Origin of the sequence: Acidiphilium cryptum JF-5 (assembly GCF_000016725.1) — a bacterium.
GTDB classification, from domain to species: domain Bacteria; phylum Pseudomonadota; class Alphaproteobacteria; order Acetobacterales; family Acetobacteraceae; genus Acidiphilium; species Acidiphilium multivorum.
This window is the reverse complement of sequence record NC_009484.1, coordinates 1,812,320-1,835,332: the sequence shown is the minus strand read 5'-3', so window position 1 is coordinate 1,835,332 and position 23,013 is coordinate 1,812,320. Positions and strand designations below refer to the sequence as shown.

24 protein-coding genes are annotated in these 23,013 nt (G+C 69.8%); 20 read left to right on the top strand and 4 right to left on the bottom strand.

From position 1 onward, the window contains the following. The first annotated feature begins 33 nt into the window (after window positions 1-33). The 10 genes from hrcA (at window position 34) to ACRY_RS10690 (ending at window position 10,465) form a co-directional block, all read left to right on the top strand. Window positions 34-1,137, top strand: coding sequence for a heat-inducible transcriptional repressor HrcA (gene hrcA / locus ACRY_RS10735; protein WP_007421917.1), 1,104 nt, complete (start codon window positions 34-36; stop codon window positions 1,135-1,137). Further along, window positions 1,134-1,574 (top strand): MaoC family dehydratase, encoded by a 441-nt coding sequence (locus tag ACRY_RS10730; protein WP_011942405.1) that lies wholly within the window; start codon window positions 1,134-1,136, stop codon window positions 1,572-1,574. The genes hrcA and ACRY_RS10730 overlap by 4 nt, the downstream gene beginning before the upstream one ends. A 146-nt stretch (window positions 1,575-1,720) precedes the next feature. After that, entirely contained in the window at window positions 1,721-2,758 is a 1,038-nt protein-coding gene (locus tag ACRY_RS10725; RefSeq protein WP_011942404.1) for a sugar-binding transcriptional regulator, read from the top strand. Window positions 2,759-2,798: 40 nt separating this feature from the next. Beyond that, window positions 2,799-4,289: a xylulokinase gene (locus tag ACRY_RS10720; protein WP_011942403.1), complete on the top strand. Its 1,491-nt coding sequence runs from the start codon at window positions 2,799-2,801 to the stop codon at window positions 4,287-4,289. A gap of 12 nt (window positions 4,290-4,301) precedes the next feature. Further along, window positions 4,302-5,321, top strand: coding sequence for a zinc-dependent alcohol dehydrogenase (locus ACRY_RS10715; RefSeq protein ID WP_007421922.1), 1,020 nt, complete (start codon window positions 4,302-4,304; stop codon window positions 5,319-5,321). Between the two features lie 98 nt (window positions 5,322-5,419). Beyond that, complete coding sequence (locus tag ACRY_RS10710) at window positions 5,420-6,769, top strand: ABC transporter substrate-binding protein (protein ID WP_007421923.1); 1,350 nt, start codon at window positions 5,420-5,422, stop codon at window positions 6,767-6,769. 82 nt (window positions 6,770-6,851) lie between these two features. Next, on the top strand, window positions 6,852-7,784 hold the full coding sequence (locus ACRY_RS10705; protein WP_007421924.1) for a carbohydrate ABC transporter permease: 933 nt from the start codon (window positions 6,852-6,854) through the stop codon (window positions 7,782-7,784). A 2-nt stretch (window positions 7,785-7,786) separates the two neighbouring features. Next, the gene (locus ACRY_RS10700) at window positions 7,787-8,608 is read left to right on the top strand and encodes a carbohydrate ABC transporter permease (protein ID WP_007421925.1); all 822 of its coding nucleotides are present in this window, start codon (window positions 7,787-7,789) and stop codon (window positions 8,606-8,608) included. Window positions 8,609-8,624: 16 nt separating this feature from the next. Next, on the top strand, window positions 8,625-9,710 hold the full coding sequence (locus tag ACRY_RS10695) for an ABC transporter ATP-binding protein (RefSeq protein WP_007421926.1): 1,086 nt from the start codon (window positions 8,625-8,627) through the stop codon (window positions 9,708-9,710). Window positions 9,711-9,721: 11 nt separating this feature from the next. Next, window positions 9,722-10,465: an SDR family oxidoreductase gene (locus tag ACRY_RS10690; protein ID WP_011942401.1), complete on the top strand. Its 744-nt coding sequence runs from the start codon at window positions 9,722-9,724 to the stop codon at window positions 10,463-10,465. A gap of 18 nt (window positions 10,466-10,483) precedes the next feature. Here the strand turns inward: ACRY_RS10690 and rnhA are convergent, their stop codons facing one another. Both rnhA and ACRY_RS10680 read right to left on the bottom strand, forming a co-directional pair. Next, window positions 10,484-10,966, bottom strand: a complete 483-nt coding sequence (gene rnhA, locus ACRY_RS10685; RefSeq protein WP_007421928.1) for a ribonuclease HI — start codon at window positions 10,964-10,966, stop codon at window positions 10,484-10,486. Then, window positions 10,956-11,915, bottom strand: a complete 960-nt coding sequence (locus ACRY_RS10680) for a homoserine kinase (RefSeq protein ID WP_011942400.1) — start codon at window positions 11,913-11,915, stop codon at window positions 10,956-10,958. The genes rnhA and ACRY_RS10680 overlap by 11 nt, the downstream gene beginning before the upstream one ends. 68 nt (window positions 11,916-11,983) lie before the next feature. On the opposite strand from ACRY_RS10680, the gene ACRY_RS10675 reads away from it, so the two are divergent. From ACRY_RS10675 to ACRY_RS10665, 3 genes are read left to right on the top strand one after another with little or no spacing between them, the layout of a single operon-like run. Further along, entirely contained in the window at window positions 11,984-12,496 is a 513-nt protein-coding gene (locus ACRY_RS10675) for a hypothetical protein (protein ID WP_231295241.1), read from the top strand. Continuing rightward, on the top strand, window positions 12,493-13,239 hold the full coding sequence (locus ACRY_RS10670) for a class I SAM-dependent methyltransferase (RefSeq protein ID WP_011942398.1): 747 nt from the start codon (window positions 12,493-12,495) through the stop codon (window positions 13,237-13,239). Before ACRY_RS10675 ends, ACRY_RS10670 begins: the two co-directional genes overlap by 4 nt. After that, window positions 13,236-14,000: an SDR family oxidoreductase gene (locus ACRY_RS10665; protein WP_011942397.1), complete on the top strand. Its 765-nt coding sequence runs from the start codon at window positions 13,236-13,238 to the stop codon at window positions 13,998-14,000. Before ACRY_RS10670 ends, ACRY_RS10665 begins: the two co-directional genes overlap by 4 nt. Here the strand turns inward: ACRY_RS10665 and ACRY_RS10660 are convergent. After that, complete coding sequence (locus tag ACRY_RS10660; RefSeq protein WP_011942396.1) at window positions 13,987-14,271, bottom strand: hypothetical protein; 285 nt, start codon at window positions 14,269-14,271, stop codon at window positions 13,987-13,989. The genes ACRY_RS10665 and ACRY_RS10660 overlap by 14 nt on opposite strands. Window positions 14,272-14,398: 127 nt before the next feature. Between ACRY_RS10660 and ACRY_RS10655 the strand changes: the two genes are divergently transcribed. The 5 genes from ACRY_RS10655 (at window position 14,399) to ACRY_RS20420 (ending at window position 19,827) form a co-directional block, all read left to right on the top strand. Next, on the top strand, window positions 14,399-15,007 hold the full coding sequence (locus ACRY_RS10655) for a nucleotide exchange factor GrpE (RefSeq protein ID WP_007421610.1): 609 nt from the start codon (window positions 14,399-14,401) through the stop codon (window positions 15,005-15,007). Between the two features lie 158 nt (window positions 15,008-15,165). Next, on the top strand, window positions 15,166-17,073 hold the full coding sequence (gene dnaK, locus ACRY_RS10650) for a molecular chaperone DnaK (protein ID WP_007421611.1): 1,908 nt from the start codon (window positions 15,166-15,168) through the stop codon (window positions 17,071-17,073). A 94-nt stretch (window positions 17,074-17,167) separates the two neighbouring features. Continuing rightward, window positions 17,168-18,319, top strand: a complete 1,152-nt coding sequence (gene dnaJ, locus ACRY_RS10645; protein WP_007421612.1) for a molecular chaperone DnaJ — start codon at window positions 17,168-17,170, stop codon at window positions 18,317-18,319. A 103-nt stretch (window positions 18,320-18,422) separates the two neighbouring features. Continuing rightward, on the top strand, window positions 18,423-18,938 hold the full coding sequence (locus ACRY_RS19130; RefSeq protein WP_035186982.1) for a glycine zipper family protein: 516 nt from the start codon (window positions 18,423-18,425) through the stop codon (window positions 18,936-18,938). Window positions 18,939-18,984: 46 nt separating this feature from the next. Next, window positions 18,985-19,827, top strand: a complete 843-nt coding sequence (locus tag ACRY_RS20420) for an energy transducer TonB (protein WP_043509157.1) — start codon at window positions 18,985-18,987, stop codon at window positions 19,825-19,827. A 57-nt stretch (window positions 19,828-19,884) separates the two neighbouring features. Here the strand turns inward: ACRY_RS20420 and ACRY_RS10630 are convergent, their stop codons facing one another. After that, complete coding sequence (locus ACRY_RS10630; protein WP_011942394.1) at window positions 19,885-21,102, bottom strand: CaiB/BaiF CoA transferase family protein; 1,218 nt, start codon at window positions 21,100-21,102, stop codon at window positions 19,885-19,887. An 83-nt stretch (window positions 21,103-21,185) separates the two neighbouring features. Between ACRY_RS10630 and ACRY_RS10625 the strand changes: the two genes are divergently transcribed. Beyond that, window positions 21,186-21,968, top strand: coding sequence for an SDR family oxidoreductase (locus tag ACRY_RS10625; protein ID WP_011942393.1), 783 nt, complete (start codon window positions 21,186-21,188; stop codon window positions 21,966-21,968). Window positions 21,969-21,970: 2 nt separating this feature from the next. After that, on the top strand, window positions 21,971-22,948 hold the full coding sequence (locus ACRY_RS10620) for an MBL fold metallo-hydrolase (protein ID WP_011942392.1): 978 nt from the start codon (window positions 21,971-21,973) through the stop codon (window positions 22,946-22,948). The last annotated feature ends 65 nt before the right edge of the window (window positions 22,949-23,013 follow it).

The window sequence follows — 23,013 nt, the reverse complement described above, 5'->3', positions numbered from 1 at the left end:
GATTTTCGCCCCGCGATACCCGACTCTGGCGCCATGGACCAGACATCCAAGCGTTCCTCCGCCCGCGCCGGCCGGCCGAAGCCGGCGGTCGGGCCGGTGCGGCTGCCGCCGGGGCTTGATGAACGCTCCGCCGCGGTGCTGCGTGAAATCGTCGAGCAATATGTCGAGACCGGCGAGCCGGTGGGCAGCCGCACGCTCTCGCGCCTGCTGCCGATGGGCCTGTCGCCGGCGACGATCCGCAACGTCATGGCGGACCTGACCGATGCCGGGCTGCTGTTCTCGCCGCATATCTCGGCCGGACGGCTGCCGACCGAGCGGGGCTTGCGCCTCTTCGTCGACGGTTTGCTGCATTTCGGCGAATTGTCGGACGAGGAGCGCGAGCGGATCGAGGCGGCGCTTGCCCAGTCCGGCCGGTCGATCCAGGACACGCTCACCGAGGCCTCCGCCCTGCTCTCGGGCCTGTCGCAGGCGGCCGGGATCGTGCTGGCGCCGAAATCGGAAGGGGCGGTCAAGCATATCGAATTCGTGCCGCTGAGTTCCGGCCGCGCCCTCGTCGTGCTGGTCTCGGCGGATGGCCAGGTCGAGAACCGGGTGATCGAGACGCCGCCCGGCGTGCCGCCATCGGCGCTGCAGGAGGCGAGCAACTACCTCAATGCCCAGCTCTCCGGCCTGTCGCTCGGCGAGCTGCGCGTTCGCGTGGCCGACGACATGAGGGCGGACCGCTCGGCGCTGGACGATCTCGCCGCCGGCATCGTCGAGGCCGGTCTCGCGACCTGGTCGGACGAGGGCAGGGGCGGTTCGCTGATCGTGCGCGGCCAGGCGCGGCTGCTCGCCGATGTCGACCAGCTGGAAAAACTCGCCTCGGTGCAGCAGCTCTTCGAGCGCCTGGAGGCGCAGGAGACGATGCTGAAGCTGCTCGAACTGGCCGAGCGCTCGGAAGGCGTGCGCATCTTCATCGGCGCCGAAAGCGGGCTGTTCGGCGCCTCCGGCATGTCGATGGTGGTTGCCCCGGCGCGCTCGCGCGATGACCGGATCGTGGGCGCGATCGGCGTGATCGGGCCGACGCGGATCAATTACGGGCGCATCATTCCCGTGGTGGATTACACCGCGCGGGTGATCGGGCGGCTGCTCGGATGAGCCTGTTCTTCGACGATCTGGCGGTGGGCACCCGCTTCGAAAGCGGCACGACGACGCTCGATGCGGCGGCGATCCGGGAGTTCGCCGCGCGATACGATCCGCAGCCCTTCCATCTCGACGATGCGGCGGCGCGGACGACGCTGTTCGGCGGGCTCGCCGCCTCGGGCTGGCACACGGCGGCGGTGACGATGCGGCTGCTGGTGGAGAGCGTGCCGATCGCCGGCGGGCTGATCGGCGCCGGGAACGATATCTCCTGGCCCCGGCCGACGCGGCCGGGCGATGTGCTGCGCGTGGTTACCGACGTCGTGGAGATGACCCCCTCCGCCTCGCGCCCCGATCGCGGGCGGGTGGTGATGCGGTCGGAAACGCTGAACCAGAACGGCGAGGTGGTGCAGATCCTGCTCGCCCGGCTGGTGGTGCCGCGGCGCGCGCCGTAGCCACTCATCCGCGACCGAGCACCATGCCAGGGCGACGCCGGTCCGGCGATGAGGCCGCCGGCGCGGCGCGCCCGGTCTTGACGCTGCCGCCGCAAGTATGATTATTTTTTTATCGATAGCAGAAATAATCAATCTCAGGCGGGAACGTGGTCACAGATCGAGGCGACCGGCCATCCGGCGACGATACCGAACTCGTCACCCGGGTGGCGTGGCTCTACTACGAGGCATCCCTGACCCAGGCGGAGATCAGCGCGCAGCTTCGCATTCCGCCGGCGCGCGTGCAGCGGCTGATCGCCGGCGCCGCGCGCAGCGGCCTCGTGCGGATCCTCATCGAGGGTGATCTCGCCGGCTGCCTCGGCCTGGAGCGGACGCTGATCGAGCGCCATGGCCTGACCTATTGCCGGGTCGTTCCCGCGCTGCCCGACGCTCCGGCCGCGGCGGGCGGCGCCGCATCGTCCCGCGTCATTTCCTCGCTCGGCCGCGCGGCGGCGGCGTTTCTTCATGAAACCTTCGCCCGCGGCCAGCATCGTGTCGTCGGGTTCGGGCATGGCCGCACCATGGCCGCGACGGTCGAACACCTGCCGCGCGAGCCGCGGGAGGGGCTGAAGGTCGTCTCCATCATCGGCGCGCTCGCGCAGCGGATCGACGCCAACCCGTTCGACGTGATCCACGCGCTGGCGGAAAAGACCGCGGCGGCGGCCTATCTGCCGCCGGTGCCGTTCTATGCCCAGTCGCGCGCCGATCGCCGGGTGCTGCTGCGCCAGCGCGGCGTGGCCGAGGCGTTCGCCGTGGCGGCGGAGGCCAGTCTCTATGTCATGGGCATCGGCGAGATCGGGCGGACGGCGTCGCTCTGCCAGACCGGCATGCTGCTGCCCGAGGAACTGGAACAGGCGCGGCGCGACGGCGCGGTGGCCGAGGCGCTGGGCTCGTTCTTCGACGCCGGGGGGCGGCGCATCCGCACCGAACTGCATGACCGGCTGATCGGCATCGATCTCGCCGAAAGCGGCGATCGCGAGGTCGTCGCCGTGGCGGGCGGGATGGAGAAGCAGGCCGCGATTGCCGCGATGCTGCGCGGCCGGCTGATCACCGGGCTGATCACCGACGAGCGGACCGCTTCGTCCCTGGTGGCGGACAACGACGACGACGCGGCGCGTGGCGCGTCCCGCAGGGTGGCGAAGGCGTGACGCGCCGGCGATTCGCGCGCGCGAGACAGGGAGAACCGCCGTGGAGGCCGTGATCGGGCTTGACTGCAGCACCAGCGCGGTCAAGGCGCTGGCCTTCGACCGGCAGGGAAGCGTGCTGGCCATCGGCCGTGCCCGGCTCCCCTTCGCGCCCGATGCCGAAGGCCGGTTCGAGCAGGACCCGGAATACTGGTGGCGGGCCTGCCGCGCGGCGCTCGCCGAACTGGCCGCGGGGCTCGACGGGATCGAGATCGCCGGGCTGGCGATCGCCAACCAGCGCGAGACGATCGCGCCGCTCGATGCCGGTTTCCGGCCGGTTCGGCCGGCGATCCTGTGGCTCGACGGGCGGGCGGCGGGCGATGCCGCGGCGATGGCGGAGGCCCTCGGCGCCGACCATCTGCACCGGGTTACCGGCAAGATCCCCGACCCCAATCCGGCGCTTTACAAGCTGGCCTGGATGCGCCGCTGCGAGCCGGAGCGGCTCGGCGCCAGCGCCTGGTTCGCCGAGGTGCATGGCTATCTGGTCCAGCGGCTGACGGGCCGGTTCGCGACCAGCACCGCATCGGCCGATCCGCTCGGCGTCTATGATCTCGCGGCGAAGCGCTACGCGGACGACCTGCTCGACGCGATCGGGCTGTCCGCCGCGCGGTTCGCGCCGGCGCTGCCGCCCGGCACGAAGCTGGGCGGCCTGACCGCCGAGGCCGCGCGCGCGACCGGCCTGCAAGAAGGGCTGAAGGTGATTGCCGGCGCCGGCGACGGCCAGGCGGCCGGTCTCGGCGTGAACGTGATGGAGCCGGGCCGGGCCTATCTCAACCTCGGCACCGCCGTGGTCGCCGGAATGCGGAGCGCGAGCTACCGGGTGGGGCGCGGCTTCCGCACCATGATCGCCGCGGATGGCGAGGGCTATATCCTCGAAACCTCGCTCCGTTCGGGCACGTTGCTGTGCGACTGGCTGACGCGCGACATCCTCGGCGGCGATGCAGCACTGCTCGCCGAGCTCGAACCCGCGGCGGCGGCGCTGCCGCCGGGATCGGACGGGGTGATGATCCTGCCCTATTTCCTCGGGGTGATGACGCCGCACTGGGACGGCGCCGCGCGCGGCGCGATCGTCGGGCTCGCGCCGCATCACGGCAGGGCGCATCTCCTGCGGGCGCTGTACGAAGGCATCGCCCTGGAGCAGGCCGGGGTGATGGCGCGCATCGAGGCCGAGGCCGGGCTCGCCGCGCGCGAGATCGTCGCCATCGGCGGCGGCGCGCAAAGCGACCTCTGGTGCGCGATCCTGGCCGACGCGCATGGCGTGCCGGTGCTGAGATCGGCGACGGTCGAGGCCACCAGCCTTGGCGCGGCGATGGCCGCCGCCGTCGGCGCGGGCTGGTATTCCGGATTTGCCGAGGCCGCATCGGCGATGGCCGGCGCGGTGACCGCGCGCTTCACCCCGGATGCAGGCCGCGCCGCCCTCTATGCCCGCCTGCGCCGCGCCCATGCCGGGCTCTATCCGGCGCTGCGGCCGTTCGGCGCCGCCCCGTTGACCTGAAAGGATACCACGATGAAGGCTCTCTACATCCGCGGCGTGCGGGACATCACGATCGGCGATGCGCCCGAACCCGTGCCGGGAAACGACCGCATTGCCGTCGAGGTCGCCGGCGTCGGTGTCTGCGGCAGCGACCTGCATTATTACCTCGAAGGATCGATCGGCAGCCAGGTCATCGTCGAGCCTTTCGTGCCGGGCCATGAATTCGCCGCCCGCGTGATCGAGGCGCGTCCGGAACTCGGCCTTGCCAAGGGCGAACTCATCGCGGTCGACCCCGCCATGCCCTGCGGCCATTGCGAATGGTGCCATCGCGGCGAGATCAACCTCTGCCCCGACACCGTGTTCAACGGCGCGCCGCCCTATCCTGGGGCGATGGCCGAGCGCATGGCGATCGAGCCGCGCCAGGTCGTGAAGGTGCCGCAGCATTTCACGATCGAGGAGACGATGATGCTGGAGCCGCTCGGCGTCGCGATCCACGCCATCGATCTCGCGAGGCCGCGCCTGCTGGAATCGGTTGCGGTGATCGGTTGCGGGCCGATCGGCCTGCTGATGATCGCGCTCGCCCGCCTCGCCGGCGTCGGGCAGATCCTGGCGATCGATCCGGTAGACTATCGCCGCGCGCATGCTGGCGCGCTGGGTGCCGACCGCGTCAGCGCCGACCGGCACGACATCGCCGCCTGGACCGATGGCCGCGGCGTCGACCTCGTGCTCGAGGCGACCAACGCGCCGGAGGGATTCCAGCACGCGGCCGATGTCGCGCGGATCGGCGGGCGGATCGTCCTCGTCGGCATTCCCGAAGGGGATTCCTACACGCTTGCCGCCGGGGCGGCGCGGCGCAAGGGGCTTTCCGTCAAGTTCTCGCGCCGCATGGGCCATGTCTATCCGCGCGCCATCCGCCTCGTCGCCGAACGGCGGGTCGATGTCGCGCGCATCGTCACGCACCGGTTTCCGCTGGCTGAGGGCGCCCGCGCCTTCGAGATTCAGGCCGCCTGCGCCGATGGGGCGCTCAAGAGCCTCATCCTGCCGAACGCCTGAACGGCCGGATAATTCCGGTTGCAGGCGATGATTAATCCGGGCATACGTGAAAAAATAATCAAACTTCGCGGCAACCCCGCCTTCAAGGAGGATACGTCATGCAGAGAGTGCTGAAATACGCGCTGGCAGGGGCGACGAGCGCGCTCGTCGGCCTCGGCGCGAGCGCCCCGACCGCCCATGCCTGGACGCTCGCCCAGGCCGCCGCGCCCTACAAGGGCATGACGGTGACCGTGGTCGGGCTCGACCGGCCGAGCTACAAGGCCGCCGAGAAACTGACGCCGGAATTCGAGAAGGAAACCGGCATCCACGTGAAATGGGTGAACTACCCGTACGAGAACACGCTGAAGGCCGAGACGCTGAACTTCGTCTCGCACAGCAGGCAGTTCGACGCGATCCTGACCGACGTCGTCTGGCCGGTGGACTTCACCCGCGCCCACTGGGTCGTCCCGGTCGATCATTTCCTGGCCGACAAGGCGATCGCCGATCCCGATATCGACATCGGCGATTTCTTTCCGGTCTGGCGCCATGCCTTCACGGTGGGCGGCAAGCTCATCGGCCTGCCGTTCGATTCCTATGCCGGGCTGCTCTACTACAACAAGAAGATCCTCAAGGAGCACGGCTTCTCCGGCCCGCCGACCACCTGGACCCAGCTGCTGAACGACTACGCGGCGAAGCTCTACGATCCCTCGAAGAACCTCTACGGCTACGCGCTGCAGTCGGCCCGCGGCGAGACGCAGACGGCCGACAGCTTCACCCGCTTCCTCTGGCCCTGGGGCGGGCGTTACTTCGACGCCAAGGCGAAGAAGATGACGCTGGATTCGAAGGCGGCGATCGCCGGCGAGACCTTCCGCCAGGAGCTGGTGAAATACATGCCGAAGGGCATCATCGCGGATGATCACTCGCAGGTCGTCCAGCTGATGGGCCAGGGGCAGCTGGCGATGATCACCGAATGGTCGGCCTTCTACCCGACGCTCAAGGCCTCCTCGATCGGCAACGATCTCGGCGTCACGGTCGAGCCCAAGGGGCCCAATGGCCGCTACTCGGCCTTCGGCGGCTTCGCCTACATGGTCAGCGCGCAGGTTCCGGCGAAGGAGCAGAACGCGACCTGGCTGTTCATCCAGTGGCTGACCTCCAAGGCGATGGCGCAGCCGCTGATCGAGAACGGCGCGGTGGTCGCCCGCAAGAGCGCCGATACCGACCCGGCGCTCGATGCGAAATATCCCTACCTGAAGCCGATGGTGGAAACCTGGGAAAACGGCAGCGTGCCCGACTGGCGCCCGCAGATCGCCTGCTATCCGTATTTCTCTGAACTGGTCTCCGATTACGGCTCCGAAATCGAGGCCGGCAAATACCCGGTCGCGAAGGGGCTGAAGCTGCTCAACGCCAAGCTCCAGCACTACATGAACTCGACGGGTTGCTGGAATTCGGTCAACCTGCCGAAGCGCTGATCTTCCGGCGCGAACCATGCGCCCCGTCCGGCGGGGCGCATGCGACGCGGCGGCGCACGCTGCAAACGGGCAACGGATACCAATGGCAAACACGGACGGAACGGCAAGCCTCGCGGCCGCGAGCACGACGTTGAAGACGCCGCTGGCGCGGCGGCTGGAGCCGTGGTTCTTCGTCGGGCCGTCGCTCTTCCTGCTGCTGCTCGTCGGCCTCTACCCGACGATCTTCGTGCTCTACTACTCGTTCCATAACTGGACGATGGGCATGGGCCCGCCGACCTTCGCCGGGCTCGAGAACTACATCAACGCGCTCACCTCCCCCGGCTTTCTCGACGCCCTCAGGCGGACCGGCGAGTTCCTCATCGTCACCCTGCCGGTCGAGCTCGGCCTCGGCATGGCGATCGCGCTGGCGCTCGACCAGACCCGGAACCCCGCGCTGCGCCGCCTCGTGCAGATCCTCCTCGTGGTGCCGATCGCGACCACGCCCAGCGTGGTCGGCATGCTCGTCCAGCTGATGTTCAACACCCAGCTCGGCATCGTGAACTATCTCGGCCATCGCCTCGGCCTCGGCCAGGTGGACTGGCTCGGCAGCGGCACCGCCGCGTTCGGCATGGTGACGGTGACGCAGATCTGGGAATGGACGCCCTTCGTCGCCCTCGTGCTCTCGGCCAGTCTCGCCACCGTGCCCGGTGACATCGAGGAGGCGCTGATGCTGGAGACCGAAAGCTTCTGGGCCCGCTTCCTGCACATCAAGCTGCCCTACATGCGGCCGGGCATCGTCGCCAGCCTCGTCTTCCAGACGATCTTCACGGTGAAGACCTTCGACATGATCTACTCGATCCAGAAGGGCGGCCCCGGCAACGCGACGCAGATGGTCTCGCTGAAGATCGAGCGCATCGCCTTCCGCGGGTTCGATGTCGGGCTGGCCTCGGCGGAATCGGTGCTGACGCTCGTCTTCACCATCCTTCTCGCCCAGGCCGTGGTGAAATTCCTCTATTCCGACCGGGCGGAGGGCTAGCGATGAAACAGCGCGCCCTCACCCTGCTGCACGGACTGTTCCTGCTCGCCGTGGCGCTGGTGATCGTGTTTCCGTTCTACTGGATGATCGCCTCCTCGCTGAAGCCGGAATCGCTGATCTTCCGCCTGCCGCCGGCGTGGCGCTTCGCACCGGACCTTGCCGGCTATGCCAAGGCGATCACCCAGAACGACATGCTGCGCGCCCTCGCCAATTCGGTGATCGTGACGGTGGGCGCGGTGGCGCTCGGCCTCGCGGTCGGCGCGCCGGCGGCCTATGCCCTGGCCCGCTACGAGTTCCGCGGCCGCGCGCAGATCCAGTTCTGGTACGTGACGAACTGGATGCTGATCCCCGTCGTGGTGCTGATCCCGTTCTATCTTCTCGCGGCCGACCTGCAGCTGATCAACAACCCGGTCGTGCTGATCCTGATCTACCAGACCTTCGTCGTGCCGCTGGTCGTCTGGCTGCTGGTCGACCAGTTCCGCGCGGTTCCGGTGGCACTTGAGGAAGCGGCGCTGCTCGACGGCATGAGCCGGTTCGGCATCTTCCTGCGCATCACCCTGCCGCTGACGCTGCCGGGCATCACCGTCGCCGCCATCCTGGCCGGCATCTTTGCCTGGAACGACCTGCTCTACGCCTTCATCCTCACCCCCTCGAACGATGCGCGGACGGCGCCGGTCGTCATGATGGGATTCCTCGGCGGCTACATCATCCCGTGGCAGACGGTGATGTCCTGCGCCGTGATGATCTGCGCGCCGGTCGTCGTCGGCGGCATCGCGATCCACAAATACATTGCCCGCGGCCTGACGCTGGGCGCAGTGAAGTAGCCGGCGGGAGACAAGCGTGGCAGAGATCATCATCGAGGGCGTGACCAAGCGGTTTGCCGCGGTCGAGGCGCTGCAGCGGGTCGACCTCGCGATCGCCGACGGCGAGTTCATGGTGCTGCTCGGCCCCTCGGGCTGCGGCAAGACGACGCTGCTGCGCATGATCGCCGGGCTCGAGACGCCGAGCACCGGCCGCATCCTGATCGGCGGCACCGACGTGACGCTGCTGCCGCCGGCCCGCCGCGACGTCGGCATGGTCTTCCAGAACTACGCGCTCTATCCGCACATGACGGTGCGGCAGAACATCGCGCTCGGCCTGAAGCTGCGCGGCCTCGATGCCGCGGAGATCGAGCGGCGGATCGGCTTCGTCGCCAACCTGGTGCAGATCGCGCCCTATCTCGACCGCAAGCCGCGCGCGCTGTCCGGCGGGCAGCGCCAGCGCGTCGCCCTGGCGCGCGTCATCGCGCGCGAGCCGTCGGTCTCGCTGATGGACGAGCCGCTGTCGAACATCGATGCCCAGCTGCGCACCATCATGCGCGCCGAATTGCTGCGGATCCACCGCAAGGTGGGCATGACGACGATCTACGTCACCCACGACCAGGAAGAGGCGATGGGCCTCGGCGATCGCATCACGGTGATGAATTTCGGCCGCGTCGAGCAGATGGGCACGCCGGACGACATCTATGCCCGCCCGGCCAACGCCTTCGTCGCACGCTTCATCGGCGCGCCGCGGATGAACCTCGTGCGCGCCGCGCACGGCATCGGGCGCGACGTGATCGACACGCCGTCGCTCCGCGCGCCGCTGCCGCCCGGCGTGGCCGTGCCGGACGACGTGCTGGTCGGCTTCCGCGGCGAGGATGCGCGGCCCGGCGCCGCCGCCCCCGGCGAGATGGCGATCGGCGGCGTGATCGACGTGGTCGAGCATCTCGGCGCGCAGATCGAGGTGCATTTCCGTACCGCGGACGGCCAGGAAGTCGTCGTCCGCCGGCCGCGCAACGAGCGCCACTGGCGCGAGGGCGAGCGGATCGACCTCGCCGTGCCGGCCGACAACATGCATCTCTTCGACGCGCAAGGCGGGGCCGCGTTGCGCCCGCCGGGACATTGAGGAGGAACGCGATGGGAGGTTCGGGAGCCGGGCGTTTCGCGGGGCGGCGCATCCTGGTCACCGGCGCGGGCAAGGGCATCGGCCGTGTCGCGGTCGCGATGCTCGCGGCGGAGGGCGCGGAGGTCATCGCCGCCAGCCGCGCGCCCGACGACCTCGCAAGCCTCGCCGCCGAGACCGGCTGCCGGATCCACGCCGTCGACCTCGCCGATGCGGCGGCGGCGGCGGCCATGGCGGAGGCGGCGCTGCCGGTCGATGCCCTGGTCAACAATGCCGGGATCGCCGAACTCGCGCCGTTCGTCGACACCACTGCCGAGATGTTCGACCGGATCATGGCGGTGAACGCGCGGGCGCCGATGCTGGTCGCCCAGGTCGTGGCGCGGGACTGGATCCGCCGCGGGGTGAAGGGGACGATCGTCAACGTCTCCTCGATCGCGAGCCTCTGGGGCACGCCGGATCACGCGGCCTATGGCGCGTCCAAGGCGGCGCTCGATTCGCTGACGATGACGATGGCGCAGGAACTCGGCCCGTTCGGCATCCGCACCAACAGCGTCAACCCGGTGGTGACGCTGACGCCGATGGCCGAGCGCGCCTGGAGCGATCCCGCCAAGGCCGGCTCCATGCTGGCGCGGATCCCGCTGCGCCGGTTCGCGCAGCCGGAGGAGGTGGCGTCGGTGATCGCCTTCCTGCTCTCGGATGCGGCCAGCATGGTGAACGGCGCGATCCTGCCGGTCGATGGCGGGTTCACCGTCGCCTGACCGTCCGCCCGCGGGCGGTTACCTGCGGGCCGTGGACGTCTCCGCCGGCTCGCGGAGCATCGCCTCGCGGGCTGCGGTGGCGAGCTGGTCGACCCGCTCGTTCATCGGGTCGCCGGCATGGCCGCGCACCCAGATCCATTCGATCTCGTGCGGCTTCGCCGCGGCCAGCACGCGCTGCCAGAGCTCGTAATTCGCCACCGGGTCGCCCTGCGCGTTGCGCCAGTTCCGTCGCACCCAGCCGGTATGCCAGCGGGTGATGCCGTTGCGCAGATATTCGCTGTCGGTGTGCAGCTTCACCCGGCACGGGCGCTTCAGCGCTTCCAGCGCGGCGGCGGCGGCGGTCAGTTCCATGCGGTTGTTGGTGGTCTCGCGCTCGGCGCCGGACATTTCCCGCTCCGCCGCGCCGAAGCGCAGCACCGCCGCCCAGCCGCCGGCGCCCGGATTGGGCTTGCAGCCGCCATCGGTCCAGATCTCGACCAGTCCGCCCGGCTCAGACGCCATAATCGGCCGCCGATCCCGCCTGCAGGTGAAAGCGCAGGCGCCAGTAATAGTCGAGCGGGTCCTTGCGCGTCACCAGCGCGTCGTCCGGCGTGTTGATCCAGTCATAGAGCCGGGTGAGCAGGAAGCGGATCGCCGCCCCCCGGCAGAGCACCGGCAGCGCCTCGGTCTCGGCGGCCGAGAGCGGGCGGACCGCCTGGTAGCCGCGCAGCAGCGCGCGCGACTTGGTGATGTTGAAGCTGAAATCCGGCTCGAAGCACCAGGCGTTGAGGCACACCGCGATGTCGTAGGCGTAAAGGTCGGTCGCGGCGAAATAGAAATCGATCAGCCCCGAGATCGCGTGGTCGAGGAAGAACACGTTGTCGGGGAACAGGTCGGCATGGATGTGCCCGCGCGGCAGCGCTCCCGGCCAGGCGGCGAGGGTGGCGTCCAGCGCCGTGCGAACCTCGCCGGTCAGGCCCGGCCGCACCGCATCGCCGCTGTCGCCGCAGCGCGCGAGCAGCGGCGGCCAGCCCTGCGGGCCGAGCGCGTTGGCGCGGGTCGGCGCGTAATCCTCGCCGGCGAGATGCATCCGCGCCATCGCCGCGCCGAGCGGGCCGCAATGCGCGACCGTCGGCCGCCGCGGCCACACGCCGGGCAGGAAGGTGGTGATCGCCGCGATCCGCCCGGCCAGCGGATTGAGATTGGCGCCGTCGCGCGCGCGCACCGGCAGCGGGCAGGGCAGGGATTTCGCGGCGAGATGTTCCATCAGCCCGAGAAACCAGGGCAGGTCCGCCGGGTCGACCCGCCGTTCGTAGAGCGTGAGGATGAAGTCGCCCTCGGTGGTGCGCAGCGAATAATTGCTGTTCTCGACCCCCTCGGCGATGCCGCGGAACGCGACCATGCGGCCGATGTCGTATCCTTCGAGGAACGCGGCCAGCGCGTCGTCCGTCACTTCCGTATAGACTGCCATGGCCCCGGGAGATGACCGATCGCCGATTTGATGGCAAGGGAGAACCGACAAATCGGATGGAGACAGAGTTGACCCGCATCGCCCGCCTTGCCGCCCTGTTCGTCCCGCTCGCTCTTGCCGCCTGCGCCGGCGGGTCCGGCCCGAAGCTCGACTGCCCGCAGGTCGCCGTGCTCCAGCAGGCGAGCCGCCTGGTCCGCAGCGCCGGCCCGTCCGACGAGGTCGCGGCCCGGATCATCGATGCCAGGGTCACCGGCGTCGCCGGCAAGTGCTCCGCGCGCGGCCATCATGGCGAGCGCGTCGTCTTCCGCATCGGCTTCGCCGCGACCAAGGGCCTCGCCGCCCGGCAGGACGACTTCACATTGCCGTATTTCGTGGCGATCACCGAGGGCGACAGCATCATCGCCAAGCAGGTCTATCCGGTGCGCTTCGATTTCCGCAACGGCGCGACGCAGGCCGTCGCCACCACGAAGCCGATCCGGCTCGATTTCCCGAACGCGCCGCGCAGCGCCGCGCAGCAGGTGCTGGTCGGCTTCCAGATGACGCCGTCCGAACTCGGCCAGGCGCGCGGCACGGCGCGATGAACGTGCCGGCGCCGGAGGTGATGGCACACCACCAGGGTGCGGACTATCTCGACTGCCTCGGCCGGCTGCACCGTGCCCTGGCACCGCGCCGCTATCTCGAGATCGGCGTCTGGCGCGGCGAGTCGCTGGCCTTGGCGGAAGCCGAGAGCCTCGCGATCGACCCCGATTTCCGGCTCGACCGCGACGTGCTCGCCGGCAAGCCCGCCTGCCATCTCTTCGCCTGCACGAGCGACGATTTCTTCGCCCGGCGCGACCCGCTGGCGCTGCTCGGCGGCCCGGTCGATTTCGCCTTCCTGGACGGGATGCACCGTTTCGAGTTCCTGCTCCGCGACATCGTCAACACCGAGCATGTCTGCCACGGGCACAGCGTGATCGCGCTGCATGACTGCCTGCCGATCGACCCGCGCATCACCAACCGCGACCAGAACCCCGACCTGCGCCGCGATGCCGTGGTGCCCGGCTGGTGGGCCGGCGATGTCTGGAAGGTCGCCGTGCTGCTGCGCCGCTACCGGCCGGAGCTGCGGCTGCTGGCGCTGGATGCCCCGCCGACCGGGCTGCTGCTGGTCACCGGGCTCGATCCGGCGAGCCGCCGCCTCGAGGACAACTACGAGGCGATGGTCGCGGACATGATGGATGTCGATCTCGCCGCCTTCGGCACCGCGCGGCTGTTCGACCTGCTCGCCCCGCGCCCGACCGCGCTGCTCGACGATCCCGCCGCCCTCGCCGCGGCGCTGTTCCCATGACCGCGCCGTTCGAGGGCGCGGCGCTGGTGACGGGCGGCGCGAAGCGGCTGGGGGCCGCGATCGTCCGCAGCCTGTCGCAGGCCGGCTTTCCGGTCGTCATCCACCACCGCGCCTCGTCCGGCGAGGCCGAAGCCCTTGCCGCCGAGCTGCGCGCCCAGGGCGGGGTGGCGCATGTCCTGGCCGCCGACCTTGCCGATCCGGCGGCGGTCGAATCCCTGATCGCGCGGGCCGAGGCGCTGGCCGGGCCGATCGGCGTGCTGGTCAACAACGCCTCGCGCTTCGAGTTCGATTCCGCCGCCAGCGTCACCGCCGCCTCGATCGCCGCCCACATGGCGCCGAACCTCGCCGCGCCGGTGCTGCTGGCGCGCGACATGGCGGCGCGGATCGGCGGCCGGCAGGGCGTGATCGTCAACCTGCTCGACCAGAAACTCGCGAACCTGAACCCGGATTTCTTCGCCTATACGCTGTCCAAGGCCGCCCTCGCCGCGGCGACCGAGATGCTCGCGATGGCGCTGGCGCCGGCGGTCCGGGTCTGCGGTGTCGCGCCGGGGCTGACGCTGATCGCCGCGAAGCAGAGCGAGGAGAATTTCCGCCGCGGCCAGAGCGCAACACCGCTGCGGCGCGGCTCGCAGCCGGAGGACATCGCGCGCGCGGTGCGTTTCATCGTCGAAACCCCGTCGGTCACCGGCACCACGCTCTATGTCGATGCCGGCGAGCACCTGATGCGCCGGCAGCGCGACGTGTCGTTCAACGCCGGGTAACGCGGCGGATCAGCCGGGCGAGCGGCAGCACGGCGCGCACCGGCCAGGGCCCATCGGGCCAGACCAGTTCGGCGTTCAGCCTGGCGAGCGCCGCGGCGTGCACCGCGTCCAGCGCATGGCGGGCCTCCTGCCGGCGCAGCCTTTCCTCGAGGTCGAGAATCCGGTCCTGCAATCCCGCGATCTTTTCGTCGCGGCTCGCGATCATGCGCCGGAAGACGGCATCGACAGGGGAACGCGGAAGGTCGGTCGGGCGGAGATCGGCAATTGGCATATGCACGTTATACGTGTGGTCATGTAACGCCCAAAATTAAAAATTGTAATCGTTGCGGCTTTCGTTCCGCGGCTATCCGACCGCGCCGGCCCTTGTGCAGGGTCGGGCCGTGTCCTAATTGCGGCGCATGACCGAAGACACGCTGAACGCCGAACCCGTGCTCGACGCGGGGGCGGATCCCTTGGAGGCCGGCAGCGAGAGGGCGCCCGCTTCCGAGGCCGAGCAGCTTGCCGCCGCCCGCGAGCGGATCGCCGCCCTCGAGGCGGAGTCCGCCGATCTGCGGGACAAATGGGTGCGCGCGCAGGCGGAGATGGAGAACCTGCGGGCCCGCACGCGGCGCGAGGTGGAGGATGCGCGGCTCTACGCCGTGCAGAAATTCGCCGCCGACGTTGCCGAGACCGCCGAGAACCTTCGCCGCGGGCTGGATGCGCTGCCGCCGCCGCAGGAGGGCGAGTCGCCACTGCTCGCCAGGCTGCGCGACGGCTTCGCCGGGGTGGAGCGCAGCTTCATCGCCATGCTCGAACGCCACGGCATCCGCGCCGAGGAGGCGATGGGCGCGACATTCGACGCCGACAAGCACCAGGCGATGGGCGAGCAGGAGACATCCGATGCCCCGCCGGGCACGGTGATCCAGGCCTGGAGCCGCACCTGGACGCTGAACGGTCGCCTGCTCAAGCCGGCGATGGTCGTCGTCGCCAGGGCGCAGGCGGGCAAGCCGCTGGATATCGAGGCGTGAGCCTTGAGTTTTCGTTAACGCCGGGCGGCTAAATTTCCGCAGCCGCCGGCCGGCCGCCCCTTGTGCCTTCGGGGGTGGTTCAATACATCAACGGGGTGAAACAATAGGGGTGCGCCCGATGCTTCGGGTCCGGCTCACCCGCTGAAAGGAGCGTTTCTATGAGTAAGGTCATCGGTATCGACCTCGGCACCACGAATTCCTGCGTCGCGATCATGGAGGGCAAGGATGTCCGCGTGATCGAGAACAGCGAGGGCGCGCGCACGACACCGTCGATGGTCGCCTTCTCCGAGAGCAACGAGCGTCTGGTCGGCCAGTCCGCCAAGCGTCAGGCGGTCACCAACCCGACGAACACGCTGTATGCGGTCAAGCGCCTGATCGGCCGCCGCTATGACGATCCCACCGTCGAGAAGGACAAGGGCCTCGTCTCCTACAACATCGTCCGCGGCGACAATGGCGATGCCTGGGTCGAGTCGCGCGGCCAGCGCTACGCGCCGAGCCAGATCTCGTCCTTCGTGCTGACCAAGATGAAGGAAACCGCCGAGGCCTATCTCGGCGAAGCCGTGACCCAGGCGGTCATCACCGTCCCGGCCTACTTCAACGACGCCCAGCGCCAGGCCACCAAGGACGCCGGCAAGATCGCCGGGCTCGAGGTGCTGCGCATCATCAACGAACCGACGGCGGCGGCTCTCGCCTACGGCATGGACAAGAAGCAGGGCGGCACGATCGCGGTCTACGACCTCGGCGGCGGCACGTTCGACATCTCGATCCTCGAACTGGGCGACGGCGTGTTCGAGGTGAAGTCCACCAACGGCGACACCTTCCTCGGCGGCGAGGATTTCGACCAGCGCGTGATCGACTACCTGGCCGAGGAGTTCAAGCGCGAGCAGGGCATCGACCTGCGCAAGGACAAGCTCGCCCTCCAGCGCCTGAAGGAAGCCGCTGAAAAGGCGAAGATCGAGCTGTCCTCCTCGAAGGAGACCGAGATCAACCTGCCCTTCATCACCGCCGACGCCTCGGGGCCGAAGCATCTCGTGATGAAGCTGACCCGTGCCAAGCTCGAAAGCCTCGTGGATGATCTGGTCGAGCGCACGCTCGGCCCGTGCCGCGCGGCGCTGAAGGATGCCGGTGTCACCGCCGGCGAGATCGACGAGGTGATCCTGGTCGGCGGCATGACCCGCATGCCCAAGGTCATCGAGACGGTGAAGACCTTCTTCGGCAAGGAACCCGCCCGCAACGTCAACCCCGACGAGGTGGTCGCCATCGGCGCCGCCATCCAGGGCGCGGTGCTCAAGGGCGACGTCAAGGACGTCCTCCTGCTCGACGTCACCCCGCTCTCGCTCGGCATCGAGACGCTGGGCGGCGTGTTCACCCGCCTGATCGACCGCAACACCACGATCCCGACCAAGAAGAGCCAGACCTTCTCCACCGCCGACGACAACCAGACCGCCGTGACCATCAAGGTCTACCAGGGCGAGCGCGAGATGGCGGCGGACAACAAGCTGCTCGGCAATTTCGACCTGACCGGCATTCCCCCGGCCCCGCGCGGGGTGCCGCAGATCGAGGTCACCTTCGACATCGACGCCAACGGCATCGTGTCCGTCTCGGCGAAGGACAAGGCGACCGGCAAGGAGCAGCAGATCCGCATCCAGGCCTCCGGCGGCCTGTCGGACACCGATATCGAGCGCATGGTGAAGGACGCCGAGGCGAACGCCGCGGCCGACAAGGCCAAGCGCGAGCTGGTCGATGCCCGCAACCATGCCGACGGCCTCGTCCACCAGACCGAGAAGACGCTGAAGGACAACGAGGGCAAGGTCTCCGCCCAGGACAAGGGCGAGGCCGAGGCGGCGATCGCCGCGGTGCGCTCCGCGCTGGAAGGCAGCGATCTCGAGGCGATTAAGTCGGCCACCGAGCGGCTGACCCAGGTCGCCATGCGGATTGGCGAGGCGATGTACAAGGCGCAGGCCGAGGCCGGTGCCGCCCAGCCGGGCGCCGAGACGGCCGCGCCGGGCGACAAGGTGGTCGACGCCGAATTCGAGGATGTCGACGACAAGAAGAAGTCCGCGTGACGTCGTCCGCCGCGCGATAGACGGTTACCAGTCCCGGGCCAGCAATGGTCCGGGACATTCTTGTTTCAGAGATTGTCGGGGTTAAGCCGGGACCATGGCGAAGACGGATTATTACGAACTTCTCGGCGTGTCGCGGGGCGCTTCGGCCGATGAGCTGAAGAAGGCCTATCGCAAGCTGGCGATGCAGTACCACCCGGACCGCAACCCGGGCGACGCCGCGGCCGAGCAGAAATTCAAGGACATCAACGAAGCCTACGACGTCCTCAAGGACGAGCAGAAGCGCGCCGCCTATGACCGCTTCGGCCATGCCGCGTTCGAGAATGGCGGCGGGCCGGGGGCCGGCGGCTTTGGCGGCGGCTTCGGCGGCTTCGGCGGGTTCGAGGGCGGCATCGGCGACATTTTCGAGCAGATGTTCGGCGAGGCGATGGGCGGTCGCCGCGGTGGCCGCACCGAGCGCGCGGGCGCCGACCTGCGCGCCGCCGTCGAGATCGACCTGACCCAGGCCTTCACCGGCACCAAGACCGAGATCCGCGTGCCCACGCGCGTGTCCTGCGATGCCTGTTCGGGCACCGGCTCGGCCGACAAGTCCGCCGCGAACGACACCTGCCCGACCTGTGGCGGCGCCGGCAGGGTGCGCGCCCAGCAGGGCTTCTTCGTCGTCGAGCGCACCTGCCCGACCTGCGGTGGCGCCGGCCGCACCGTGCGCAATCCCTGCCGGGTCTGCTCCGGCGCCGGCACCGTGCCGCGCGAGCGCACGCTCTCGGTCACCATTCCCGCCGGCGTCGAGGACGGCACGCGCATCCGCCTCTCCGGCGAGGGCGAGGCCGGCGGCCGCGGCGCGTCGCCCGGCGATCTCTACGTTCATGTCTCGATCCGCCCGCACCCGATCTTCCAGCGCGATGGCGCCAACGTGTTCTGCCGTGTGCCGCTGCGCATGGCCCAGGCCGCCCTCGGCGGCGAGATCGAGGTTCCGGCGATCGACGGCACGCGCGCCCGCGTCAAGATCCCCGCCGGCACCCAGACGGGCGACCAGTTCCGCCTGCGCGGCAAGGGGTTCTCGGTGCTGCGCAGCACGGCGCGGGGCGACATGTATATCCAGGTCGCGGTCGAGACGCCGCAGAATCTGACGAAGCGCCAGCGCGAACTGCTCGAGGAGTTCGAGCGCGAGGCCGGCAACACCGCCTCCGGCAGCCCGGAACACGAGGGATTCTTCGCCAAGGTGAAGGAATTCTTCGACGGGCTGTGACGCGCCTCACGGCCGGCGGCCTGCCTCGCGGGCGATCGCCGTTGCGTTCCGCCGCCCGCGCGCCAACTATCTGGACGGGGCTCCAACCAACAGGATGAAGGACATGAAGCCAGTTCTGCCTGCCGCCGCCGCCATCGCCCTTCTGCTCGCCGGCTGCGCCGTGGCGCCGCCGAGCGGGCCGAGCGTCGTCTCGATGCCCGGGCCGGGCGTCTCGTTCGACCAGTTCCGCCATGACGACTCGCTCTGCCGCTATTATGCGAGCCGCCAGATCAACCCGGCCGAGGCGCAGGCCGCCGGCCAGTCGGCCACCAACACGGCGGTCGGCGGCACGCTGCTCGGTGCCGCGGCCGGCGCGCTGCTCGGCGCCGCGGGCGGCAATGCCGGCACCGGCGCCGCGATCGGCGCGGGCTCCGGCCTGCTGCTCGGCAGCGCCATGGGCGGGGGCAACGCCCAGAACGCGGCGGACTCGATGCAGGCGCGCTACAACGTGGCCTATGCGCAGTGTATGGTGGCGCACGGCAACAAGATGGAAGGCTATGCGCGCGGATACGGACCGGCCTACAACTACGGCGCGCCCGCCTACGCGCCGCCCGGCTACTACGCCTATCCGCATTACTGATCCGGTCCGGGCCGGCGGCGCGGCGCTTGGTGCCGCGCCGCCGCCGATGACGCGGGAGAGGCGGCGGCGGCCGCGCTGGCGCATTCCCCTGCCGGTTTCGCTGGCCCTGCACGCGGCGATCCTGCTGCTGCTGCTCTACGTGGTGCATTCCCGCCGGCTGCCGGAGCCGCAACCCGAATCCGGCATCGCGGTCGTGTTCCAGAATTCCGGCCTCACCCACACCGCGAAGCGGAACGCCGCGCCGAAGACGCCGACCCATGCGCCGAACGCGGTGCCGAACTTGCCGCCGCCGCCGCCACAGCCGCAACCGGCGCCTCGGCCGGCACCGTCGCCTGCCCCGCTGCCGGCGGTCCATCTCAACATGAAGCCCTTCACCCCGCCGGCGATGCAGGCCGCCATCATCCCGCAGGCGCCGCCGGTGCCGAAGTCACCGCCGCACCCGGCCCGGCCCGCGCCGCGCCACTCCTACATGGTGATGAACGGCATGTCGTTCGGCACCCGGCCGACCACCGCGCTCGCCCACCGCAGCACGGCGCTCAACCTCGCCCCTGCAGCACCCGACTTCAACCGGCACGCGCCGGACATCGTCTTCAAGGGCAAGGCCGGTCCGGACTGGCAGAGCGCATTCAACAAATGGGTGAACACCCACGACTATTACCCCGAGGGTGCCGCCGCCCAGGGCCAGCAGGGCTCGGTGACGGTCAGCTTCACCGTGTTGCCCGACGGGCGGGTGATCGACCTGCGCATGGTCCGCCGCTCCGGCGCGCCGCTGCTCGACATGGCGTGGTACGGCCTGTTCAACGGCGCGCATGTGCCGAAATTCCCGCCAGGCTCGAAAGCGAAATCCGAGCAGGTAACGGCAACCATCCATTACATCCTGATCCACTGACCCCGCCCCGCGCGGGGCAGGGCAGGGACCAGCCCCGCGCCGCGGCGGAGAAAAAAATCAGGCGCGCCGCACCCGGCGGATCGCGCCCGCCGCCTCCAGCGCGGCGATCTCGGCCTCGGTATAGCCATGCTCGGCGAGGATCTCGTCGAGATGCGCGGCAAAGCCGGGCGGCGGCGCGTGCGGCCCGCCCGGCGTGCGCGAGAACTTGATCGGCGTGCCCAGCGTGCGCACCCCGTCCAGTTCCGCCACCATGCCACGATGCCGCGCATGCGCGCTCTCCAGCGCCGCGTCCACCGGCCGCACCGGCCCGGCGGGAATCCCGGCGCGGATCATCCGCTCGGCCAGCGCCTCGCCGTCATGCGCGGCGAGGGCCTCGGTCAGCGCCGCGGTCATCGCCGCGCGGTTGGCGAGACGGTCGGCATTGGTGGCGAAGCGCGGATCGGCGGCGATGTCCGGCCGCTCCAGCAGCGCGCAGAGCTTGCGGAACTGCCCGTCATTGCCGCCGGCGATGAAGATCTCGCAGGTCGCGGTGGGGAAGGTGTCATAGGGGGCGATGTTCGGATGGGCATTGCCGGTCGCCGCCGGCCGCTTGCCGTTGAGCAGGTAGTTCGCCGCCGCCGGATGCAGCAGCGCCATGCCCGCATCGTGCAGCGTCATGTCGATGAACTGCCCGCGTCCCGAGCGCTGCCGCTCCTGCAACGCCATCAGGATGCCGATCGCCGAATACAGCCCGGTCGCGAGATCGACCACCGGCGTGCCCATCCTGAGCGGCCCCTCGCCGGGACGGCCGTTGATGGTCATCAGCCCGGTCATCGCCTGCACCACCGCGTCATAGCCCGGCAGCCCGCCGAACGGTCCGTCGGCGCCGAACCCCGAGATCCGGCAATGCACGAGGCGCGGAAAGCGCGGGGCCAGCGCCGCCTGCCCGATATTCCATTTCTCCAGCGTGCCGGGCTTGAAATTCTCCACCAGCACGTCGGCGTCCTCCAGCAGCCGCAGAAGCACCGCGCGGCCCTGCTCGTGCGCGAGGTCGAGCGTCATCGCCCGCTTGTTGCGGTTGGCGCCGAGGAAATAGCTCGCATCCCGCGCTCCGTCCGCCCGTTCGAGGAAGGGCGGCCCCCAGTCGCGCACCTCGTCGCCCTGCGGCGGCTCGATCTTGATCACGTCCGCGCCGTGATCGGCGAGGATCATCGTGCAATACGGCCCGCCCAGCACCCTGGTCAGGTCGATCACCTTCAGCCCGGTCAGCGCGCGCTCGGTCATGGCGGTGGTCATGGTCCCCTGTCGAATTCGGTATCGCGCCCATCTGATGCTATGGACGCGGCCTCGACACAAGCAGGACAGGGAAGGGAGCAGAGATGGAACTCGGACTGAAGGGCAGGCGGGCGATCGTGTGCGCGGCGAGCAAGGGGCTCGGCCGCGCCGTCGCGTTTTCCCTCGCCCGCGAGGGCGTGGATCTGGTGATCACCGCGCGCGGCGAGGCGGCGTTGGCCGAAACGGCGGCGGCGATCCGCGCCGAGACCGGCGTCAAGGTCGAGATCGCGGCGGGCGACATCACCACCGAATCGGGCCGCGCCGCGGCGCTCGCCCTCTGCCCCGCGCCGGACATCCTGATCAACAACGCGGGCGGCCCGCCGGCCGGCGATTTCCGCAAGTTCACCGATGCCGACTGGGAAGCCGCCCTGCGCGCCAACATGCTCACCCCGATCGCGCTGATCCGTGCGACGGTCGATGGCATGATCGAGCGCCGCTTCGGCCGCATCGTCAACATCACCTCGGCGGCGGTGAAATCGCCGATCCCCGCCCTCGGCCTGTCGAATGGCGCGCGCGCCGGGCTGACCGGCTTCGTCGCCGGCCTCGCCCGCCAGGTCGCGAAGCACAACGTGACGATCAACAATCTTCTCCCCGGCCCGTTCATGACCGACCGGCTGCGTGACAACGCGGCCACCGCCGCCCGCGCCTCCGGCCGCTCGGTGGAGGACGAACTCGCCGCCCGAGCCGCCGCCAACCCGACCGGCCGCGTCGGCACGCCGGAGGAATTCGGCGATGCCTGCGCCTTCCTCTGCTCGGCACAGGCGGGCTTCATCGTCGGCCAGAACCTGCTGCTCGATGGCGGCGCCTTCAACGCGGCGTTCGGCTGACCTTGGCCTACCCGGTCTCGGATCATTTCGACGGCGCGCGCTTCTTCAACCCCGAAGGTGCGCGCCGCCGCACCGGCCGCTTCCCGATGCTCCGCTGGGTGACACGGCGCGAGGGACGGGCAAAATGGCCCGACCGGGTGGAAAACCGGACTTTTGCTCCGCCGCCCGCCGAGGTGGCGGAGGGCGAGGCGGCGGTGACGTTCATCGGCCATGCGAGCTTCCTGATCCGCCTGCCGGGCCTCGTTCTACTGACCGACCCGATCCTCTCGGAGCGCTGCTCGCCGGTCGGCTGGGCCGGGCCGCGCCGGGTCCGCCCGCCGGGCCTCACGCTCGACGCGATGCCGAAGCCGGACGCGATCCTGCTCTCGCACAACCATTACGACCATTGCGACATCCCGACCCTCGCCGCCCTGCACGCGCGCTTCGGCCGCACCCCGATCTTCGCGCCGCTCGGCAACCGCGCCTTTCTCACCCGCAAGGGGCTCGGCCCGGTCACCGAACTGGACTGGTGGCACCATGCCGAGCTGCACGGCACCCGCATCACCCTGACCCCGGCGCGGCATTTCGCCGCCCGCACCCTGCGCGACCGCAACACCACGCTCTGGGGCGGTTTCATGCTGCGCCACGCCGCCGGGCAGCTCTATTTCGCCGGCGACACCGGCTATACCGGCTATTTCCGCATGATCCGCGAGCGCCTCGGCCGCCCCGGCCTCGCCTTGCTGCCGATCGGCGCCTACGAGCCGCGCTGGTTCATGGGCAATGTCCACATGAACCCGGCGGATGCGGTGCGCGCCTTCGCCGAGCTCGGGGCCGCCCGCGCGGTGGGCATGCATTTCGGCACGTTCCAACTCACCGACGAGGCGATCGACGCCCCGGAGCGCGACCTCGCCGCCGCCCGCGAGGCCGCCGGCCTGCCGGCAGCGTGCTTCACCACGCTCGATGTCGGCGAGACCGGCCTGTTCCGCCTCGATCCCGGCTGATTGACCTCAGCCGGCGCGAAAATCCGGCTGATTGACCTCAGCCGGATCAAAAACCCGGCTGATTG

Bases quoted from the DNA above. Each gene is read 5' to 3' on its own strand.
- hrcA (WP_007421917.1), top strand. From the start codon at position 34: ATGGACCAGACATCCAAGCGTTCCTCCGCCCGCGCCGGCCGGCCGAAG.
- ACRY_RS10730 (WP_011942405.1), top strand. From the start codon at position 1,134: ATGAGCCTGTTCTTCGACGATCTGGCGGTGGGCACCCGCTTCGAAAGC.
- ACRY_RS10715 (WP_007421922.1), top strand. From the start codon at position 4,302: ATGAAGGCTCTCTACATCCGCGGCGTGCGGGACATCACGATCGGCGAT.
- ACRY_RS10710 (WP_007421923.1), top strand. From the start codon at position 5,420: ATGCAGAGAGTGCTGAAATACGCGCTGGCAGGGGCGACGAGCGCGCTC.
- ACRY_RS10705 (WP_007421924.1), top strand. From the start codon at position 6,852: ATGGCAAACACGGACGGAACGGCAAGCCTCGCGGCCGCGAGCACGACG.
- ACRY_RS10700 (WP_007421925.1), top strand. From the start codon at position 7,787: ATGAAACAGCGCGCCCTCACCCTGCTGCACGGACTGTTCCTGCTCGCC.
- ACRY_RS10690 (WP_011942401.1), top strand. From the start codon at position 9,722: ATGGGAGGTTCGGGAGCCGGGCGTTTCGCGGGGCGGCGCATCCTGGTC.
- rnhA (WP_007421928.1), bottom strand. From the start codon at position 10,966: ATGGCGTCTGAGCCGGGCGGACTGGTCGAGATCTGGACCGATGGCGGC.
- ACRY_RS10680 (WP_011942400.1), bottom strand. From the start codon at position 11,915: ATGGCAGTCTATACGGAAGTGACGGACGACGCGCTGGCCGCGTTCCTC.
- ACRY_RS10670 (WP_011942398.1), top strand. From the start codon at position 12,493: ATGAACGTGCCGGCGCCGGAGGTGATGGCACACCACCAGGGTGCGGAC.
- ACRY_RS10665 (WP_011942397.1), top strand. From the start codon at position 13,236: ATGACCGCGCCGTTCGAGGGCGCGGCGCTGGTGACGGGCGGCGCGAAG.
- ACRY_RS10660 (WP_011942396.1), bottom strand. From the start codon at position 14,271: ATGCCAATTGCCGATCTCCGCCCGACCGACCTTCCGCGTTCCCCTGTC.
- ACRY_RS10655 (WP_007421610.1), top strand. From the start codon at position 14,399: ATGACCGAAGACACGCTGAACGCCGAACCCGTGCTCGACGCGGGGGCG.
- dnaK (WP_007421611.1), top strand. From the start codon at position 15,166: ATGAGTAAGGTCATCGGTATCGACCTCGGCACCACGAATTCCTGCGTC.
- dnaJ (WP_007421612.1), top strand. From the start codon at position 17,168: ATGGCGAAGACGGATTATTACGAACTTCTCGGCGTGTCGCGGGGCGCT.
- ACRY_RS19130 (WP_035186982.1), top strand. From the start codon at position 18,423: ATGAAGCCAGTTCTGCCTGCCGCCGCCGCCATCGCCCTTCTGCTCGCC.
- ACRY_RS20420 (WP_043509157.1), top strand. From the start codon at position 18,985: ATGACGCGGGAGAGGCGGCGGCGGCCGCGCTGGCGCATTCCCCTGCCG.
- ACRY_RS10630 (WP_011942394.1), bottom strand. From the start codon at position 21,102: ATGACCACCGCCATGACCGAGCGCGCGCTGACCGGGCTGAAGGTGATC.
- ACRY_RS10625 (WP_011942393.1), top strand. From the start codon at position 21,186: ATGGAACTCGGACTGAAGGGCAGGCGGGCGATCGTGTGCGCGGCGAGC.